We start from the raw sequence: 18,641 nt of genomic DNA on the forward strand, positions 1-18,641 counted from the left end.
CAGCCTCAGAAATATTTGCTTGAGATATATTTTTTCTAAAATAAATTACAGCAACAATACCTACAAAAACAGCAATCAAAATAACACAAGCTATTACGATCGTTTCTACACCAAGATTTCCCATAATTATCAACACCTCCTTTGCTTATTTTCGAATCTATTTAAGAGTAAATACGAAAGCTAGAAAAGGTGCCATATTTATTAAATTTCTAATAATTTTAATATACTAAACCAGTATTTGTATTTATCTTATATTACTTTTATACTAATGTCAAGATTATAACATCTAAATTACTAATTTAATGATTTTTAAAGAAAAAAAGCAAGTAAAAACTTGCTTTCACATTTATTTTGCTTCTTTAACTTCTTTAACTTCTTTTATATCCTTTTTATCAATTACTGGACCTTTTGATAATGGTAGCGTATATTTTTCTCTGATTCTATTTTCTATTTCTAACATAATCAAAGGATTTTCTTTGAAATAGTTTTTTGCATTTTCTCTTCCCTGTCCAAGACGTGCATCTCCATAAGCAAACCATGCTCCACTTTTCTGTACAATTTCTTCTTTAACTCCTATATCTAAAACATCGCCCTCTCTAGATATACCTTCACCGTACATAATATCAAATTCAGCCTGTTTAAAGGGAGGCGCTACTTTATTTTTAACTATTTTTATTCTTGTTCTATTCCCCATAAATTGATCACCTTGTTTTATGGTATCTATTTTTCTTATATCTAATCTGATAGATGCATAGAATTTTAATGCTCTTCCTCCAGGAGTTACTTCTGGACTTCCAAACATCACTCCAACTTTTTCTCTTAATTGATTTATAAACACAAGAACACATTTTGATTTATTTATAGATCCAGCAAGTTTTCGTAAAGCTTGAGACATAAGTCTTGCTTGAAGTCCTATGTGAGAGTCTCCCATTTCGCCTTCAATTTCGGCTTTAGGTACTAGTGCAGCTACTGAATCCACAACAATAACATCAATAGCTCCTGAACGAACTAAGGCCTCTGTAATCTCTAAAGCCTGCTCGCCGGTATCTGGTTGAGATACTATTAAATCATCTATATCAATTCCTAGTGATTTAGCGTAAATAGGATCTAAAGCATGTTCTACATCAATAAATGCTGCTGTGCCACCTGCTTTCTGTGCTTCTGCAACTATATGCAGTGCAACAGTAGTTTTACCTGAAGATTCAGGTCCGAAAATCTCAATCATTCTTCCTCTAGGCACACCACCTATGCCAAGTCCTATGTCAAGTCCTAAACAACCAGTGGAAATAGCATCTAGATTTAAAGTGCTGTTATCACCAAGTTTCATTATAGAACCTTTTCCAAATTGCTTTTCTATTTGACTCATAGCCACTTCAAGGGCTTTTAACTTATCATTATTCATAAATTTCCCGTTAGGGTTCACCATCCTTTTTTATCGAACGTTTGTTCTGATTAAAGTATACATCATTTGTTTTGTATGGTCAACATCCAAAACAAATGTTTAAACTTATTTTTACCGTAGAATGTTTCTATATTATCACTTTTGTTTGTATTCTTAACAAATCATAATATTTTAATCACTTATCAACTCTAATAGTATCTTTATTTTTAACAAAGTAATCTATGCCTGATATTATTGTTATAATTACAGCAGCAGCCATAAAAATATTAGTCAATATATTTAAAATCGGATTTATTACTGGGTTTATATAGGATAAGTTTATTAGAGCTGTAATTATCGCTACTATTTGTACAACCGTTTTAATTTTCCCCCACCAGCTAGCAGCAATTACTTTCCCTTCTGAAGCAGCTATTGTTCTAAGTCCCGAAACTGCAAATTCTCTAGCAATTATAATCATAGCCACCCAACTAGCTACAATTTGAAGTTCCACCAGGGAAACAAGTGCAGCAGTTACTAAAAGCTTATCGGCAAGAGGATCCATAAACTTGCCAAAATTAGTTACTTGATTTCTACTTCTAGCTATATAACCGTCCAATTTGTCGGTAAGAGATGCTACAATAAAAATAAATGTAGCAAGCTCCCTTCCATAAGGTATCCCCTGAACTGCTATAAATATTAAGAATATAGGAACTAAAAAAATCCTAAGCATTGTAAGTTTATTAGCAAGATTCATAGCACACCACTCCTATTAAGTCATATTCTAAAGCCTTAGTAACTTTAACCTTAACAAACTCTCCCTTATTATAAGTGTTATCAGACTCAAAGAAAATAGTTCCATCAACTTCTGGTGCCATTTCATAATTTCTACCAAAGTAAATTTCACCATCAAAGCCTTCTACTAGAACTTCATAAATTTTACCTATTTTTTTACTATTTAGTTCTTTTGATATACTTTGTTGTATTATCATTAATTCTTGTTCACGCTTCATTTTTATATCTTCAGAAATTTGATTTTCCATTTCTGCAGCTGCAGTTCCATCTTCCATTGAGTATTTAAACACTCCCAATTTATCAAATTTAGTTTCCTTGACAAACTGCTTTAACTCTTCAAAGTTTTCTTCTGTCTCTCCTGGAAATCCTACAATTAAAGTAGTTCTAAGAGTTACTCCAGAAATATTAGCTCTCATCTTGTTTATGTTTTCTATTATAACATTCTTTCTTCCTTTTCTTCTCATAGATTTAAGAATCTCATCACTTATATGTTGAATTGGTATATCTATGTATTTGCAAGCTTTATTGTTTAAAGATATTTCCTTAATAATTTCATCCGTCATTTCTTCTGCGTAGCAGTAAAGTACTCTAATCCACTGGACTCCATCTATTTCAGATACTTTCCTTATTAATTCATGTAAGTTCTTCTCACCATACAAATCAATTCCATATCTAGTGGTATCTTGAGCCACTAATATAATTTCCTTGCACCCATGTTCAATTAAACTTTTAGCTTCTTGTATAATATTCTCCATTTTTCTGCTTCTATATTTTCCTCTAATATTCGGTATTGCGCAATATGCACAAGCATTATCACACCCCTCCGATATCCTCACATAAGCAGAGTAGTTTCCCGTAGTTAATACTCTTTGCCCTTCATTAATATTTTCATCGCTATAGCTACAATGTTGAACTTTATTATTTTGGGTGCGTACCTCTTCTATACTACTTAATAACTTGTTATAATCATTGACACCGAGCATTATATCAAGCTCCGGCATAAGTTCAAGCAGCTCTTTCCCATAACGCTGAGTAAGACAACCTGTTGCAATTAACACCGAGCAATTATATTTTTCTTTGTATTTTGACATTTCTAGAATAGTATCTATTGATTCTTGTTTAGAAGATTCTATGAATCCACAAGTATTTACTAAAATTATATCCGCTAGTTTAGGATCATTTGTAATATCATATTTTTCGCTTAAACTGCTTATTATAATCTCACTATCAATTCTGTTTTTATCACAACCTAAATTTATAACTCCAACTTTCATTTTATCCACCGGTCATCCTCCTACATTTGTTTGTACATATAAATTATTGTAAATGTGATTTGTAAATTAAACAAGTGTATTTACAATATTTCTTACAGAAATTTATTGTACTAATCTTTTAATTCACTATCACTTAATAATACATCTCTAGGTTTGCTTCCATTTTTACCTGAAATAATACTACGGTCTTCCATTTGCTCTATAATTCTTGCTGCTCTATTATAACCTATTTTTAGCTTACGTTGCAACAACGAAGTTGAAGCTTGACCATTTTCTACTACTATTCTTATAGCTTCGTTTAATAGTTCATCAATATCTGCGTCCACATCTTTATTATTTAAACTACCTTCTATCTCATCTATTATTTTTTTTTCATAATTTACTTCTGCCTTCTGATCTTTTATAAATGCCACCACTCGCTCAACTTCTTCTTGCGATACAAAAGCTCCTTGTATTCTAATTGGTTTAGCCTCTCCAACTGGGTAGAAAAGCATATCCCCTTTACCTAGTAGTTTTTCTGCACCAGCAGAATCTAATATTGTTCTTGAATCTATTTGACTGGAAACCGCAAAAGATATTCTCGAAGGGATATTAGCCTTTATCACTCCTGTAATAACATCAACAGATGGCCTTTGCGTAGCAATTACTAAATGCATACCCGCAGCTCTTGCCATTTGCGCTAGTCTTCCAATGTACTCTTCTACATCGTTAGCACAAACCATCATTAAATCTGCAAGTTCGTCAATTATAATTACAATAAAAGGTAATTTATCTTCTGCAATGCCTTTACTTACTAATTCATTATACCCTTCAATGCTTCTTACATTATTGTTAGCAAAAAGTTTATACCTTCTTGACATTTCGTTTACCGCCCAATTTAAGGCACCTGCAGATTTTTTTGGATCTGTTACAACTGGAATCAATAGATGGGGTATGCCGTTATACATATTTAATTCCACTACCTTAGGATCAATTAATAAGAGTTTAACATCCTCAGGAGAATATTTATATAGTAAACTTATTATTAATGAATTAATGCAAACACTCTTTCCAGATCCTGTAGCTCCAGCTACCAACATATGCGGCATTTTAGTTAAATCTGATACAACACAATTACCACCTATATCTTTTCCTAAGCCAAAGGATAAATTTTTATTTGCCGATAAAAACTCATTAGACTCTATTACCTCTCTTAAGTATACTGCGCTTAATTCCTTATTCGGAACCTCAATTCCAACAGCCGCTTTACCGGGTATAGGGGCCTCAATTCTTACGCCTGAAGATGCTAAATTGAGTGCAATATCATCTGCTAAATTTACAATTTTGCTCACCTTAACACCTGGGCTTGGTTGAAGCTCAAACCGTGTTACAGAAGGTCCTTTTGTAACTTGAATGACCTTTGCTTCAACTCCAAAACTACTGAGTGTTTCCTGTAACTTATTAGCATTATTAAGCAATTCTTTTTTGTCATTTTTATTCATCATTGAGGTAATATTTTCATTTAATAAACCTACAGTTGGATAATCATATTTATGGTTTGGCTCTGCATTTACACTGTTTAACTTGATTTCTTGTTCTAATTCCTGATTAATAGAATTACTTACACCTTTTTCTTTAGAGATGTTAACATGATCATCCTTAATATTATTGACAGTTTCATCTTTATTACCCTCACTAAAGTCATCATCAATTTCATTTGATTTTATGGAATCAAATATTTTAATTTTACTACTAATATCTTTAATAAATTCATTTTTACCTTTATTAGAAATTATTGATTCCTCTTCCTTATCATTATTGTCTATACTGAGCTCATCACTTTCGTTCTTCCTTGCAATTCTTGTAGCTATAAATTTATTCTTTATACTATAAAAAGTATCATGTAACGATATGTTTAATATTAGAATTAAGCATATAAAATAAATAGCAATAAAAATTATAAAACTAGAAGCCGCACCAAATAATGTGTGCATTGGTACATCAATTGAATAGCTAATAATACCACCATGAATCACACTTTCTGAATTGTAAATTTTATTTATCCCTTGTAAAAACTCGCCTTTAACATAATATTTATTTAAAGTTAACATTTGTATAAATAACAATGTATTAGTTATAAAAAGTATTATTCCATAAAATTTCTTACTGAAATTTATTTTACCTTTCTTTACAATGTAACAAGTGCCCGTAAATATTATAAAAAAAGGCAAAAGATATGCTCCTACACCTAGTATTCCCAAAAGTACCCGATTAATAAAACTACCTACTGTACCCGATATAGAATTAGAACTTGAAAATATACTAAATAGAATCAATATTCCCATTGTTATTAAAATGATTCCAAAAATTTCTTTATCCGTGTCTACACTCTTTAAAGCTTTTGATTTATTTTTTTTTCTAGCCAAAGTATCGCCTCCACCATTTATATTTCTATAAAATTTATAAATTCCCTTTAACTTTCTATATATTTATAGTTAAATTTAAAATTAACTCTATTTAATTGTTTTGAACTAATATAATCATAGCAATAAACAATAAAAATAGATATAAATAGGTTGAAATAACCTATTTATATCTATTTTTATTTTTCATCTATCATTTTATTCAATTTTGCTAGTGCTTCGCTTATTCCTCCAACTTCATCTATTAATCCATTGTCAACCGCTTGTTTCCCTATAAGTATAGTACCCATATCGTTTAACAGCTCATCCGTTTGAGTCATTAATCTCTTTACATTTTCCTTATCTATGCGAGAAGTTCTAATAATAAATTCAGTTATTCTTTCTTGCATTTTGTTAAAATACTCAAAAGTTTGCGGTACACCTATTATTAAACCATTCATTCTTATTGGATGAATTATCATAGTTGCAGATGGTGAAATAAATGAGTACTTAGCCGCAGTTGCTAGAGGTATGCCTATTGAATGACCTCCGCCCACAACTAGTGACACCGTAGGTTTACTTACACTACGAATCATCTCTGCAATTGCAAGGCCTGCTTCCACATCTCCTCCTACAGTATTTAAAACAATAAGAATACCTTTTACTTTTTCATCTCTTTCCATAGCAATTAATTGTGGGATAACATGTTCATACTTGGTAGCTTTTGTTTGGGGCGACAACATCATATGACCTTCTATTTGACCTATAATAGGTAAAATTTGAATTTTTTCGTCTTGAGTTGGAATATTAGTTGTTCCCAATTCTTTAATATTTTCAAGCTTTTCATTTTTTTCAGAATCCTCATTTTCAATATTTTGGTTTTTAAAGCTTCCTTTTTCGATCTTTTCATTGATTTTATCAGTTTTTAACATTTTCATTCCTCCTAATCCATTTATATTTTGTGCATTAAGAGAAACTATATACATTTTTTATCCTAATTTAAATTCCTTGTGGAGTGCATTAATTGCTCTTTCAACATATCCTGTTTCTACAAGACACCATATAGTCATATGAGAATCGGCCGTTTGTAGCACCTCAATATTTTCTCTAGTCAATGCCTTAAGGATTCTCGCCATAACTCCAGGTATACCTCTCATTTTAGAACCTATAATTGAAAGTTTACTACAATCCTTTACAAAAGAATAAGCCATATTAAGTCCATTAATTAAATTTTCGAATTTTTCATAATCCTTTTCATCAATAGTAAATATTTTTTCTTTTGGGAACACGTTTATAAGATCTATGCTAATTAGATTTTCAGCTAAAATATCAAACAGATCATCGTAGGTACTATCTAATTTTTCGCATATTTTTATTTGGACTCTATTATCTATATGTGTGATGCCTGTAATTATATTTTTATAAGCTTCACTTTCCAAATTACCAATTACTGTTCCATCACAATCGTTCATAGTATTCTTTATTACTAGCGGTATATTATACTTCTTAGATATTTCTACTGCTCTTGGGTGTATCACCTTAGCTCCTTGATCTGCGAATTGAAAGATTTCATCATAACTTATTTTTTTAATTAAAGTTGCATCAGAAACTATTCTTGGATCAGCTGTCATAATACCATCCACATCCGTGTATATTTGAGTCTCTACTGCATTAAGTGCTGCACCTAGTCTCGCAGCGGTAACATCACTGCCACCTCTCCCAATCGTCGTAACAAAGCCATTTTCATCTTCACCTTGAAACCCTGCTACTACAGGTATTTTTCCACTTTGTAAAATATCTAGTATTTTTTTTGTGTCAACGTTAATTATTGTTGCATTGTTATAATTACAATCTGTTATTAAACCTGCTTGTCCTCCTGTTAGTGGCACAGAATCAATTTCATTATCATTTAATTCATTACACATTATTACAGTACTTATAATTTCGCCACAACTCATTAATAAATCCATTGCTAATGGGTTTGCTGTCTTAAAATTATCAGCAACTAATGATAACAATGTATCTGTAGCATAAGGCTCACCTTTTCTACCCATGGCAGATACTACAACCACAGGAGAATATCCCTCAGCCTTTGCATTTAGAACTTTACATACTGCAAGTTTTCTCTTTTCCTTAGTTGAGACGGATGTCCCCCCAAACTTCTGTACTAATATCTTCATTTCTGTCCTCCAAGTTAAATACGAGATTTTTTCAAAAATTCATTATCAACATCAATAATTATAGTTCTAGATCCTATTTTTTTAACATAATCCCAAGGTATTTCAATTATATCACTATTATGAAAAAAACTAAATTTAGTGCCACCTTCGTTAATTATCAAAAATTTCAAAAGTCCATTTTCATCAATGACCACATCATTATTGCCTAAATTATTATATTTATCACCATCATTAATATTAATAATTTCATATCTTTCCATTTCACTATATAACTTTATATTGTCTTCCATATAAACATCCTCCTTAACAATTCTCATAGAATACTATGGAATATGTTAAGAAGTTATGCATAATTTTAATATAATTATAAATAAATTTACTTTTCAATAGAAATAATATTACCATTGAAAACATTTTTTAGTACTTCTTTTTCTTTTCCTACAAAGGCTGAATTTATAATACCCATTTTAAAAGTCTTTTCCATAACAGTATTAACCCTCGACATATCTATTTCGTCTATCTTTCTAAGTACGTCTTTAGGTGTATTTATTTTCTTCAAAAACATAACAGATTTTCCGTTACTAAACATCCTACTACTTGTGCTTTCAAGCCCAAGAATATAACTTCCCTTTAACTGTTCTTTAGTTTTAAAGAGTCTTTCACTATCAATTCCAATTTTCGCGAATTTAGTTACCTCATCTTGTATTGCATCAATTGCAACTTTTGCTTGCATCGGATTTACTCCCGCATAAATGCTTACAATTCCTGTGTTTTTAAAGGCTGATATATAAGAATAAACTGAGTAGCACACCCCTAACTCTTCGCGGATTTTTTGAAATAGCCTTGAAGATGCTCCACCTCCTAATATATTACTTAATAATATTAGTGCATAGGTATCATCATTTCCCATTTCCACACCAGGCATCCCTAGACTTATATGGAGCTGCTCAATATCTTTTTTTCTAAAGTAATGGTTGTTATATAACTTAGGAGTACTGTATTTAGTAATGTTTGCACCTTTACATTTCCAATCACCAAAATATTTTTCAAGTAGTTTTTCTATATTTTTCATGTCAAATTTACCAGCAATTGATATGACTAAGTTTTCTGGTTCATAGTGGGAATCTATATATTCTACTATAGATTTCCTACTAAAAGATCTTACTGTATCAGTAGTTCCTAAAATAGGTAATGAAATAGAATCTGTATCCCAGATAGCCTTTGTATGTAAGTCTATCAAAACATCTTCTGGTGAATCTTCGCTCATTTTTATTTCTTCAATAATAACTCCTTTTTCTTTTTCGATTTCCTCTTCCGAAAAATTACTATTCAAGAGCATATCTGACAAAATATCCAAAGATAATTCTAAATGCGTATCTAAAGCTTTTATGTAAAAACATGTAGCCTCCTTACCAGTAAAGGCGTTTAATTGTCCACCTACGTCTTCTACCGCTTCAGATATTTGTTTTGCAGTTCTATGAGTGGTTCCTTTAAAAAACATATGCTCTATGAAATGCGATATTCCACTGTTAGTTACATTTTCATTTCTAGAACCATTTTCCACCCATAAGCCTACGCTCACAGAATTTACATATTCGATATTTTCTACCACTACTCTTAGCCCATTATTTAATTTAAATAAATTGTACATACATTCCTCTCCTTAATGAGAATTAATTTATATTTAATATGTGCATATTAGGTTAATATTATTAAAAAAAAAATAAAAAGGCCTCTAAGCCCTTCTATCATTATTCACTATCTTTATTTTCATTTTCACTGTCTTTCATCGCGTCTCTTCTTGAAAGATTTACTCTTCCTTGATTGTCTATCTCCATAACTTTTACTAATATTTCATCACCAACTGAAACAATATCTTCTACTTTGTTTACTCTAGCAAAATCAAGTTTAGAAATATGAACTAATCCTTCTTTGTTAGGAAGTATTTCAACAAAACATCCAAAAGCAGCGATTTTTGTTACTTTTCCTAGATATATTTCCCCTACTTTAACTGATTTCGTTAATTCTTCAATAATTTTAACGGCCCTATTTGCACTATCGCCATCATTAGACATAATTACAACTTTTCCATCGTCATTAGTATCTATTTTGACACCAGTTTCTGCGATAATTTTCTTAATGGTTGCTCCACCTTTTCCAATTACGTCTCTAATCTTGTCAGGAGCTACATTTAAAATGTACATTCTAGGAGCATATTTTGAAAGTTCACTTCTTGGTGCATCTATACATTCATTCATTTTATCTATTATATGAAGTCTAGCTTTTTTTGCATCTATAATTGCAGTTTTGATACAATATTTAGATAAGCCATGAAGCTTAGTGTCCACTTGTATAGCTGTAATACCTTTCTCAGTTCCAGCAACTTTAAAGTCCATATCACCAAAGAAATCTTCTATACCTTGAATATCTGTAAGCACCTTTTCTTTAGATAAATCAGCGTTTGTAATTAGTCCCATTGCTATACCCGCTGCTGGTCTCTTAATTGGAACACCTGCATCTAGCAGCGCTAAAACACTTGCACTTACACTAGCTTGAGATGTTGAGCCATTAGAGCTTAATACTTCTGATACCACACGAATAGCATATGGAAATTCATCTACAGATGGTAAAAGTGGTAGTACTGCTTTCTCAGCTAATGCTCCATGTCCAATTTCACGTCTTCCAGGTCCACGCATTGGCTTAGTTTCACCTACACTGTAAGCTGGGAAATTATAGTGATGCATATATCTTTTAGTATCTTCATCACCTATTCCATCAAGTATCTGAGCTTCTTTTAATGCTCCAAGTGTAGCAACTCCCATTACTTGAGTAAGTCCTCTTGTAAAAAGACCTGTTCCATGGGTTCTTGGAAGTATTGAAACTTCGCAACTTATTGGTCTAACCTGATCGAAAGCTCTTCCATCCGGCCTTCTATCTTCATTTAACATCATATTTCTAACTATTTCTTTTTGGATGCCATAGAAAATTTCACCTATATCAGATTTTTTATCAGGATATTTATCACTGAATTCAGTTTTGATTTTTTCTTTTATTTCATCAACCATTGCATTTCTAACATCTTTATCAATTATGTACATTGCTGTTTTGGTCATATCAAATGACAATTCTCTAACTTCACTTTTGAGAGTTTCATCTATTGGTTGTGTTTCAAAAACATTTTTTTTCTTTCCAAATTTAGCCACAGCTTCTTCTTGGAATTCAACAATTTTTTTACATGATTCGAAAGCAAAGTCAATAGCACTTATCATTACATCTTCAGATATTTCGTCTCCACTAGCTTCTATCATTGTTACGTTGTCTTTTGTAGCACAAACTGTAAGGGTCATAGAGCTTGCATTTCTCTCTTCAGTAGTTGGACTTAATATGAAGTTATCATCAATTAAACCGACTGAAACCGTTGCAACAGAATCAGTAAATGGTATGCTAGATATGCATAATGCCATTGATGCTGCATTCATAGCAAGTATCTCAGGTGAATTATCTTGTTCAACTGATAGTACAGTACAAACAATTTGGACATCATTTTTATAGCCTTTTGGAAATAATGGCCTAAGTGGTCTATCAATACCTCTTGCTGTTAGAATTGCTCTTTCTGATGGTCTTGCTTCTCTTTTTATAAATCCACCAGGAATTTTACCAACAGAATAAAGTTTTTCTTCATATTCTACACTTAGTGGAAAGAAATCAATACCATCTCTTGGTTTCTCTGATGCATTTGCATTAACTAGAACTACAGTTTCGCCGTAGCTGACGAGTATTGCACAGTCTGATAACATTCCAATCTTACCATACTCAACTTTAAGGACTCTACCTGCTACAGTAGTTTCAATAATGTGATTCATGTATTTGCCTCCCTTATATTTAAAGTAATATAATTAACTGATATATAAATTTTGCTAATCTAAAATGCACATTTTCTTATCAACATTTAAAATAATAGAGCGGCAAGGCCGCTCTAAATTATTTCCTTAATCCAAGTTCTAGAAGAAGTGCACGATATCTTTCAATATCTTGATTCTTTAAGTAACCTAACATTCCTTTTCTTTGCCCAACCATCATTAATAGGCCTCTTCTTGAATGGTGATCCTTTTTATGAACTTTTAAGTGTTCGTTTAATTCCAAGATTCTTGCAGTAAGTAGTGCAATTTGCACCTCTGGAGAACCTGTATCTCCTTCATGTCTTGCGTGTTTTATCATTATTTCTTGTTTTTTAGCCTTTTCCATTTTATAACACCTCCGAATATTCTTCCCATATTCCAAGTAAACCGTTGGCGATTCGATTAACTTAGCATAAGGTTCGTATTAAGTATAACAAACTAAGATTAAATTGTAAATTATTTTTTGCATTTTAACGTTTATTTTTCTATTTTTTGCTCAAAAGCATATTTTTTATCCTTTGCGAGCTGTTCTTTTAGCCGCTCAATGGTATTAAATTTAAATTCATCTCTTATTCTATTTACAAAATTTATTTTAATTTCTTCACCATAAATTTGTTTATCAAAATTTAGAATATGGGTTTCCACTGATAGCTTCCCACCTTCTACAGTGGGATTATACCCAATATTGGTAATAGCTTTGTAACGATTATTATTGTATTCAATTATTGTATAGTATACCCCACCTTTAGGTACAATATATTTTTTATTATAATTCAGGTTTACAGTTGGAAATCCAATAGTTCTACCAAATTGTTTCCCCTTAATTACATCTCCAATAATAGAATGAGTTCTTCCTAAAAGTTCATTTGCTTTAGTAATGTCGCCCTCAGTTATAAGATGACGTATTTTAGAACTACTTACAATCTCCTGATTAACACTAATTGCTTCCGATACATATAGTGTATATCCAAGTATTGTACTATATGTTTTAAGCATTTCTACATCACCCAAATTTTTATATCCAAATCTATAATTAAAACCAACAACTATTCCCTTTACATTATATAAATTCACCATATTTTTTATAAACTGTTCTGGAGTTGTCTTCATAAAATCATTGTTAAAATTAATTAAATCAACAATATCTATACCAGTGCTTTCCAATAAATTTATTTTAGTATCATTATCCATTATTAATTTCGGACAAATTTCTATATTAATAACAGACAAGGGATGATTTTCAAATGTGCAAATCATACTTTTAGCACTATTTTCTTTTGCTAGCTCAACGGTTTTATTTATAAGATGCATATGCCCTAAATGGAGCCCGTCAAAATTCCCTAAAGCAATGTATGTTGGATCTTCCAGTTTTGTTTTAAAATTATCTTTTATAACAATCATTCACAATATTCTCCTATATAAATGATTTTATTAGTTTAACACCATCTTTGCTTTTATCAGCAATTCCAACAAAATCATTTTCATTATTATAAATACTATATGTACTGTCCACTTTAAACTTACAAGTAAGTGCCTTATCCTTTACTACAACACCATTTAAAAGAAATTTAATAAATCTATCCTCTATGGTTATTTTAGTATTATTTCTAAAAATATTTTCTATCGGCATAATATTTTCATTTATATTTTCCACATTTAAATTATCAATATTTATAGAATTTTCAACATTAAATCCACCTATATCCGTTCTTTCTAAATTCCACATCATACCACCACATTTTAGCAGCTCTCCAATGTCATAGCAAAGACTTCTAATATAAGTACCCTTAGAACATTTGACCTTAAACTTCACATAAGGAGACTTGATTTCCATAATATCTATACTATAAATTACTATATCTCGTGCTTCTCTCTCTATTTCTATACCAGCCCTTGCCAATTCATAAAGTTTTTTCCCATTAACTTTTAGAGCTGAATACATTGGGGGAACTTGCTTTATTTCTCCAATAAAAGATCTAATTGCTTTTATAATTTCGTCGCTGCTTGCTATTACTTCAGTTTCCTTTAAAATCTTACCTTCTCTATCATAAGTGTCCGTAATAACTCCGAGCTTTAATTCAGTGTCATAAATTTTGAAGTCTCCCATTATAAAGTCAATAGCCTTTGTAGCCTTACCTATACAAACAAGTAAAACCCCGCTAGCTTCAGGGTCTAAAGTGCCAGCGTGGCCTACTTTCTTTACATTGCTTATTTTCCTTATTTTTCGTACTACATCAAAAGACGTAATACCTGTAGGTTTATATACATTTATTATACCATTCATTTTATCAACTCTTTTTCTAAAATTTCCATAAGTTTAACTTTAATGTCGTAAAAACTAGTTTCAGTGAAAAAACCTGCAGCTCTAGTATGGCCACCACCGCTAAAACCTTCTGCAATTTTTCTAACATCAACTGTTGATTTAGACCTTAAACTTACTTTAACACCATTTTCAGCTTCTCTTATAACAATAGTAACTTCAACTGTATCTACAGAAGAACCTAAAGTTACAACATCAGCTGTATCTGAAGATTCTAAATTATATTTTTTAAGTAGATCTTTAGGTATGTATATAACACATACTGTGCCATGAAGTTCTGTTGTCATATTATTAATAATTTCTCCACAGAATTTTATTTGTTCGAACTTTCTATTCTCAAACACTAGTCTATGAATATTACTAAAATCTATGCCTGTATTAATAAGTTCACCTGCAATGCTATGAGTTACTGTTGTTGTACTTGAATGTCTAAAAGAACCCGTATCTGTAATTAATGAGGTGTACAAGCATGTACTGATTTCACTGTCCATTTCCACCTTAAGAAGTGTCAGCAATTCATGAACAATTTCTGCAACTGCAGAAGCTCTTGTATCAACATAATTCAAATCTCCGTACAAATCATTAGATACATGGTGATCTATATTAATTAATTCAAATTTTCTGTTTTGCAAACATAAACTCGCATTAACTCTTTTAAAATCACCACAATCTAACACTATTACACATTCTGTGTCCTTTGTTGGTTCAGTTATTTCACCAGTAATTTCATCAGATTGTGGCAAAAACATAAAATTTTGTGGCATAACTTCTTTAGAAATTATATATACTTCCTTGTTTAATTTTCTAAGTCCAATAAGTAAAGCTAGTGCACTACCTAATGAATCACCATCAGCAGAAGTATGAAAAGATATAGCTATTTTTTTGAACATGTTTATCTTGCTAACAATATCATTAATCCTCATCGCTACCATCTTCGATAATATCTTCTCCACTTACGTTTGCACCATTGTTTTTTTCATCATTTTTTTCTTTTGCCTTTATTTGATTAAATATACCTTCTAAGTGTATTGCACGTTCTATAGTTTCGTCTACCTCTATGATAACTTGAGGGACATGTCTTAGTTTAACATGAGCGCCTATTTCTTTTCTAATAAGTCCTGTTGAACTTTTAAGCGCATCAATAGTTTCTTTTTTCGAAATTTCGCTACCAAATATACTAACGTAAATTTTTGTATAACTTAAATCTTTTGTTGTATCTACTTTTGTTACACTCACCATAGCACTTTTTCTTGGATCTTTTATTTTATTTTGAATTGTATTGCTTACTTCTTTTTTTATTTCTTCATTTATTCTACCATTTCTATAATTAACCATACAACCCACTACTCCTCAATCTTATAATTTCGGTTTTACTTCTTGCATTATGAATGCTTCAACAATGTCGCCTTCTTTAATGTCATTGAATTTTTCTATACTTAATCCACATTCAAATCCAGTTGCAACTTCTTTTGCATCATCTTTAAATCTCTTTAAAGAAGCTAATGTTGATTCAGTTATTACTATGCCATTTCTAATAACTCTTACGCTACTATTTCTAGTAATCTTACCACTCAGTACATAAGATCCTGCTATTGTTCCTACACTTGACACTTTGTATATTTGTCTTATTTCGACTCTACCTAAAACAACTTCTTTGTATACAGGATCAAGAAGTCCAAGCATTGCAGATTTTATATCATCAAGAGCATCATAAATTATTCTGTAAGTTTTAATTTCTACATTTTCTTTTTCACCAGTTGCCGAAGCGTTATTGTCTGGTCTTACATTAAATCCTATAATTATAGCATTTGATGCAGCAGCAAGCGTAACATCTGTTTCTGTTATAGCTCCAACTCCAAAATGTAAAACTCTTACTTTAACATTTTCAGTAGACAATTTTTCTAGAGATTGTCTTACTGCCTCTACCGATCCTTGAACATCAGCTTTAACAATTACACCAAGCTCCTTAACAGATCCTTCTTGTATTTGACTATATAGGTTTTCCATTGACACTCTATGACTTGACTTGAAATGTTCTTCTCTAGATATTGATTTTCTACTTTCAGCCATATTTCTTGCAGTTTTTTCATCTTTAACTACGTTAAATCTATCTCCAGCTGCTGGCACTTCAGATAATCCAAGTATTTCTACAGGTATAGAAGGACCGGCAGTGTCTATCTTTTTACCTTTATCATCAAACATTGCTCTTATTCTTCCGTAAGTTGAACCGACTATTATAGAATCACCAGTGCTTAATGTACCATTTTGTACAAGTAATGTAGCAAGAGGTCCTCTACCTTTGTCAAGTTTACCTTCTATAACTGTTCCTTTTGCATGCCTACTAGAATTAGCTTTAAGCTCTAGCATTTCTGCTGTAATTATTACCATTTCAAGCAATGTATCTATACCCTCTTTAGTATGAGCTGATACTGGAACACAAATTGTGTCTCCACCCCAATCTTCTGATACAAGACCACTGTCTGCTAATTCCTGTTTAACTTTATCGATATTAGCTCCTGGTCTATCTATTTTGTTTATAGCTACTATCATTGGTACTTTAGCAGCCTTACAGTGATTTATAGCTTCTTTAGTTTGCGGCATAATACCATCATCAGCAGCTACAACAAGTATAACTATATCTGTTATTTGGGCACCTCTTGCTCTCATTGCCGTGAAAGCCTCATGACCAGGTGTATCTAAAAATGTAATTTTTTCTTCATTAATAGTAACAGTATAAGCACCTATGTGTTGTGTTATTCCGCCTGCTTCTGTTTCAGTAACCTTAGATTTTCTAATGCAATCAAGTAATGATGTCTTACCATGATCAACGTGACCCATAACTGTAACAACAGCTGGTTTTTTATCTGTACCTAAATCAGAATCTGATTCTTCAATATCTTCATCATCAGCAATTTTCCCTAGCTCTTCATCTTTAAGTACTGCAAGTGCACCATATTTTTCTATTACCTTTTCAGCTGTAGCAAAATCAATTTCTTGGTTCATTCCAGCCATAACTCCTATGAATATAAGTTGTTTTATAACTTCTACATATGGTCTCTTTAACTTATCAGCTAAGTCTTTAACTGTAATAGACGGTTCAATTACTACAACTTCATCATCTATTGCTTCAACACCATTGTTACCATTTCCAAGTTCATCTCTACCTTTTCTACCTCTTTTTCTGATAACTACTTTGTTAGCATCTTCATTTGCTAAATTTTCATAATGTTCTACTGTTTCATTCTTATCATCTTTTAGACCTGAATTCTCATCACTATACAGTTCCTTTATTAACTCAGCATCCTCTTCCTCAATCACACTCATATGATTTTTGGCCTTTATACTAAATTCTTCAAATAGTACATTAATTAATTCTTTGCTTGTTACTTCTAATTCTTTTGCTAATTCATATATTCTGACTTTTGCCAAATCATTCACCCCCGAAATTTAATTTATTCATGGTTTTCACTCCATAAACTGAGTAACTTATCACTCATTCTTTTATCATTTACACACAAAACATTGATTTCTGCTCTACCTAAACACTTACCTAAAGCTTCACTGGTAATCCCTTCTATAAGCGGTATATTGTTTTTAATACCTAGTCTTTTAAATTTATCTTTCGTATTTACAGCACTTTCCTCGGATAAAATTATAAGTGTTCCTCTTCTATGCGACAGTGCTTCTTCACATTGGTTATAACCTTCAATAAGTTTGCCTGCCTTTTTAGTTAAGCCTAAAAAATTAAAAAATTTATTATTCATTATTTATCTCATCCCTAAGTTTAACATAAATCTCTTCACTTATTTTTCCACCTAAATTCCGCTCTAACCTTTTTGTCTTAAAAGATTTTTCAAAACATTCTATGTTCTTACATATATATGCGCCTCTGCCTGGCTTTTTTCCTGTTAAATCTATAGAAGTTTCGCCTTCTTTGCTACGAACTATACGCAATAATTCTTTTTTACTTTTCATTTCCATACATCCTGTACACATGCGCTGAGGTATTTTTTTAACCTTCATAAAGCTATCACCTACTCGTTAATAATTGGTTCAAATACTTCATTTTCACTAGCTTCAACCGATTCCATGTTATATTGTGCTTGTGTTCTACTTTTAATGTCTATTTTCCAACCTGTGAGTCTTGCAGCCAATCTAACGTTTTGGCCTTCTTTACCAATAGCTAGGGATAACTGATTATCTTCCACTATGACCTTTGCAGATTTAGAATTTTCTTCAACTACAACATTTAATACCTTCGAAGGGCTTAAGGCATTAGAAATATACTCTTCAGAATTCTTGCTCCATTTAATAATATCAATTTTTTCATTTCTTAATTCATTAACTATATTTTGAACCCGGGTACCTTTGGGACCAACACAAGCTCCCATAGCATCAACATTTTCGTCATTTG

The 18,641-nt window shown here is 31.5% G+C and carries 17 protein-coding genes and 1 pseudogene; all 18 read right to left on the reverse strand.

From position 1 onward, the window contains the following. Window positions 1-346: 346 nt before the first annotated feature. Window positions 347-1,402, reverse strand: coding sequence for a recombinase RecA (gene recA / locus ACJAX4_RS13255; protein WP_435789938.1), 1,056 nt, complete (start codon window positions 1,400-1,402; stop codon window positions 347-349). Between the two features lie 175 nt (window positions 1,403-1,577). Beyond that, window positions 1,578-2,135: a CDP-diacylglycerol--glycerol-3-phosphate 3-phosphatidyltransferase gene (gene pgsA, locus ACJAX4_RS13260; protein ID WP_435789939.1), complete on the reverse strand. Its 558-nt coding sequence runs from the start codon at window positions 2,133-2,135 to the stop codon at window positions 1,578-1,580. Beyond that, window positions 2,122-3,456 (reverse strand): 30S ribosomal protein S12 methylthiotransferase RimO, encoded by a 1,335-nt coding sequence (gene rimO / locus ACJAX4_RS13265; protein ID WP_435789940.1) that lies wholly within the window; start codon window positions 3,454-3,456, stop codon window positions 2,122-2,124. The genes pgsA and rimO overlap by 14 nt, the downstream gene beginning before the upstream one ends. Before the next feature lie 101 nt (window positions 3,457-3,557). Next, the gene (locus ACJAX4_RS13270; RefSeq protein WP_435789941.1) at window positions 3,558-5,852 is read right to left on the reverse strand and encodes a DNA translocase FtsK; all 2,295 of its coding nucleotides are present in this window, start codon (window positions 5,850-5,852) and stop codon (window positions 3,558-3,560) included. 176 nt (window positions 5,853-6,028) lie between these two features. Next, a complete protein-coding gene (locus ACJAX4_RS13275) occupies window positions 6,029-6,760 on the reverse strand; it encodes a ClpP family protease (RefSeq protein WP_435789942.1) in 732 nt (243 codons plus the stop codon). A 57-nt stretch (window positions 6,761-6,817) separates the two neighbouring features. Continuing rightward, window positions 6,818-8,008, reverse strand: coding sequence for an aspartate kinase (gene dapG, locus ACJAX4_RS13280; protein WP_435789943.1), 1,191 nt, complete (start codon window positions 8,006-8,008; stop codon window positions 6,818-6,820). Window positions 8,009-8,022: 14 nt separating this feature from the next. Continuing rightward, on the reverse strand, window positions 8,023-8,298 hold the full coding sequence (locus tag ACJAX4_RS13285; RefSeq protein WP_435789944.1) for a YlmC/YmxH family sporulation protein: 276 nt from the start codon (window positions 8,296-8,298) through the stop codon (window positions 8,023-8,025). An 86-nt stretch (window positions 8,299-8,384) separates the two neighbouring features. Further along, window positions 8,385-9,659: a M16 family metallopeptidase gene (locus ACJAX4_RS13290; RefSeq protein WP_435789945.1), complete on the reverse strand. Its 1,275-nt coding sequence runs from the start codon at window positions 9,657-9,659 to the stop codon at window positions 8,385-8,387. Window positions 9,660-9,759: 100 nt separating this feature from the next. Next, window positions 9,760-11,871, reverse strand: a complete 2,112-nt coding sequence (locus ACJAX4_RS13295; RefSeq protein ID WP_435789946.1) for a polyribonucleotide nucleotidyltransferase — start codon at window positions 11,869-11,871, stop codon at window positions 9,760-9,762. Between the two features lie 118 nt (window positions 11,872-11,989). Beyond that, window positions 11,990-12,253 (reverse strand): 30S ribosomal protein S15, encoded by a 264-nt coding sequence (gene rpsO / locus ACJAX4_RS13300; protein ID WP_435789947.1) that lies wholly within the window; start codon window positions 12,251-12,253, stop codon window positions 11,990-11,992. Window positions 12,254-12,384: 131 nt separating this feature from the next. Beyond that, a complete protein-coding gene (locus ACJAX4_RS13305; RefSeq protein ID WP_435789948.1) occupies window positions 12,385-13,308 on the reverse strand; it encodes a bifunctional riboflavin kinase/FAD synthetase in 924 nt (307 codons plus the stop codon). 13 nt (window positions 13,309-13,321) lie between these two features. Further along, on the reverse strand, window positions 13,322-14,191 hold the full coding sequence (gene truB, locus ACJAX4_RS13310; protein WP_435789949.1) for a tRNA pseudouridine(55) synthase TruB: 870 nt from the start codon (window positions 14,189-14,191) through the stop codon (window positions 13,322-13,324). Then, the gene (locus tag ACJAX4_RS13315; RefSeq protein ID WP_435789954.1) at window positions 14,188-15,150 is read right to left on the reverse strand and encodes a DHH family phosphoesterase; all 963 of its coding nucleotides are present in this window, start codon (window positions 15,148-15,150) and stop codon (window positions 14,188-14,190) included. The genes truB and ACJAX4_RS13315 overlap by 4 nt, the downstream gene beginning before the upstream one ends. A 49-nt stretch (window positions 15,151-15,199) precedes the next feature. Beyond that, a pseudogene (gene rbfA, locus ACJAX4_RS13320) lies at window positions 15,200-15,562 on the reverse strand (30S ribosome-binding factor RbfA); the annotation flags it as partial. A 21-nt stretch (window positions 15,563-15,583) separates the two neighbouring features. Continuing rightward, the gene (gene infB, locus ACJAX4_RS13325; protein WP_435789950.1) at window positions 15,584-17,656 is read right to left on the reverse strand and encodes a translation initiation factor IF-2; all 2,073 of its coding nucleotides are present in this window, start codon (window positions 17,654-17,656) and stop codon (window positions 15,584-15,586) included. A gap of 23 nt (window positions 17,657-17,679) precedes the next feature. Continuing rightward, window positions 17,680-17,991, reverse strand: coding sequence for a ribosomal L7Ae/L30e/S12e/Gadd45 family protein (locus ACJAX4_RS13330; protein WP_435789951.1), 312 nt, complete (start codon window positions 17,989-17,991; stop codon window positions 17,680-17,682). Then, the gene (gene rnpM, locus ACJAX4_RS13335) at window positions 17,984-18,250 is read right to left on the reverse strand and encodes an RNase P modulator RnpM (protein WP_435789952.1); all 267 of its coding nucleotides are present in this window, start codon (window positions 18,248-18,250) and stop codon (window positions 17,984-17,986) included. The genes ACJAX4_RS13330 and rnpM overlap by 8 nt, the downstream gene beginning before the upstream one ends. An 11-nt stretch (window positions 18,251-18,261) precedes the next feature. Further along, window positions 18,262-18,641, reverse strand: a 380-nt coding sequence (locus ACJAX4_RS13340; protein WP_435789953.1) for a KH domain-containing protein, incomplete at its 5' end; no start/stop codon positions are given.

Origin of the sequence: Clostridium sp. (assembly GCF_051278035.1) — a bacterium.
Taxonomy (GTDB): domain Bacteria; phylum Bacillota; class Clostridia; order Clostridiales; family Clostridiaceae; genus Clostridium_AD.

Bases quoted from the DNA above. Each gene is read 5' to 3' on its own strand.
- recA (WP_435789938.1), bottom strand. From the start codon at position 1,402: ATGAATAATGATAAGTTAAAAGCCCTTGAAGTGGCTATGAGTCAAATA.
- pgsA (WP_435789939.1), bottom strand. From the start codon at position 2,135: ATGAATCTTGCTAATAAACTTACAATGCTTAGGATTTTTTTAGTTCCT.
- ACJAX4_RS13275 (WP_435789942.1), bottom strand. From the start codon at position 6,760: ATGTTAAAAACTGATAAAATCAATGAAAAGATCGAAAAAGGAAGCTTT.
- dapG (WP_435789943.1), bottom strand. From the start codon at position 8,008: ATGAAGATATTAGTACAGAAGTTTGGGGGGACATCCGTCTCAACTAAG.
- ACJAX4_RS13285 (WP_435789944.1), bottom strand. From the start codon at position 8,298: ATGGAAGACAATATAAAGTTATATAGTGAAATGGAAAGATATGAAATT.
- ACJAX4_RS13290 (WP_435789945.1), bottom strand. From the start codon at position 9,659: ATGTACAATTTATTTAAATTAAATAATGGGCTAAGAGTAGTGGTAGAA.
- ACJAX4_RS13295 (WP_435789946.1), bottom strand. From the start codon at position 11,871: ATGAATCACATTATTGAAACTACTGTAGCAGGTAGAGTCCTTAAAGTT.
- rpsO (WP_435789947.1), bottom strand. From the start codon at position 12,253: ATGGAAAAGGCTAAAAAACAAGAAATAATGATAAAACACGCAAGACAT.
- ACJAX4_RS13305 (WP_435789948.1), bottom strand. From the start codon at position 13,308: ATGATTGTTATAAAAGATAATTTTAAAACAAAACTGGAAGATCCAACA.
- truB (WP_435789949.1), bottom strand. From the start codon at position 14,191: ATGAATGGTATAATAAATGTATATAAACCTACAGGTATTACGTCTTTT.
- ACJAX4_RS13315 (WP_435789954.1), bottom strand. From the start codon at position 15,150: ATGAGGATTAATGATATTGTTAGCAAGATAAACATGTTCAAAAAAATA.
- ACJAX4_RS13330 (WP_435789951.1), bottom strand. From the start codon at position 17,991: ATGAATAATAAATTTTTTAATTTTTTAGGCTTAACTAAAAAGGCAGGC.
- rnpM (WP_435789952.1), bottom strand. From the start codon at position 18,250: ATGAAGGTTAAAAAAATACCTCAGCGCATGTGTACAGGATGTATGGAA.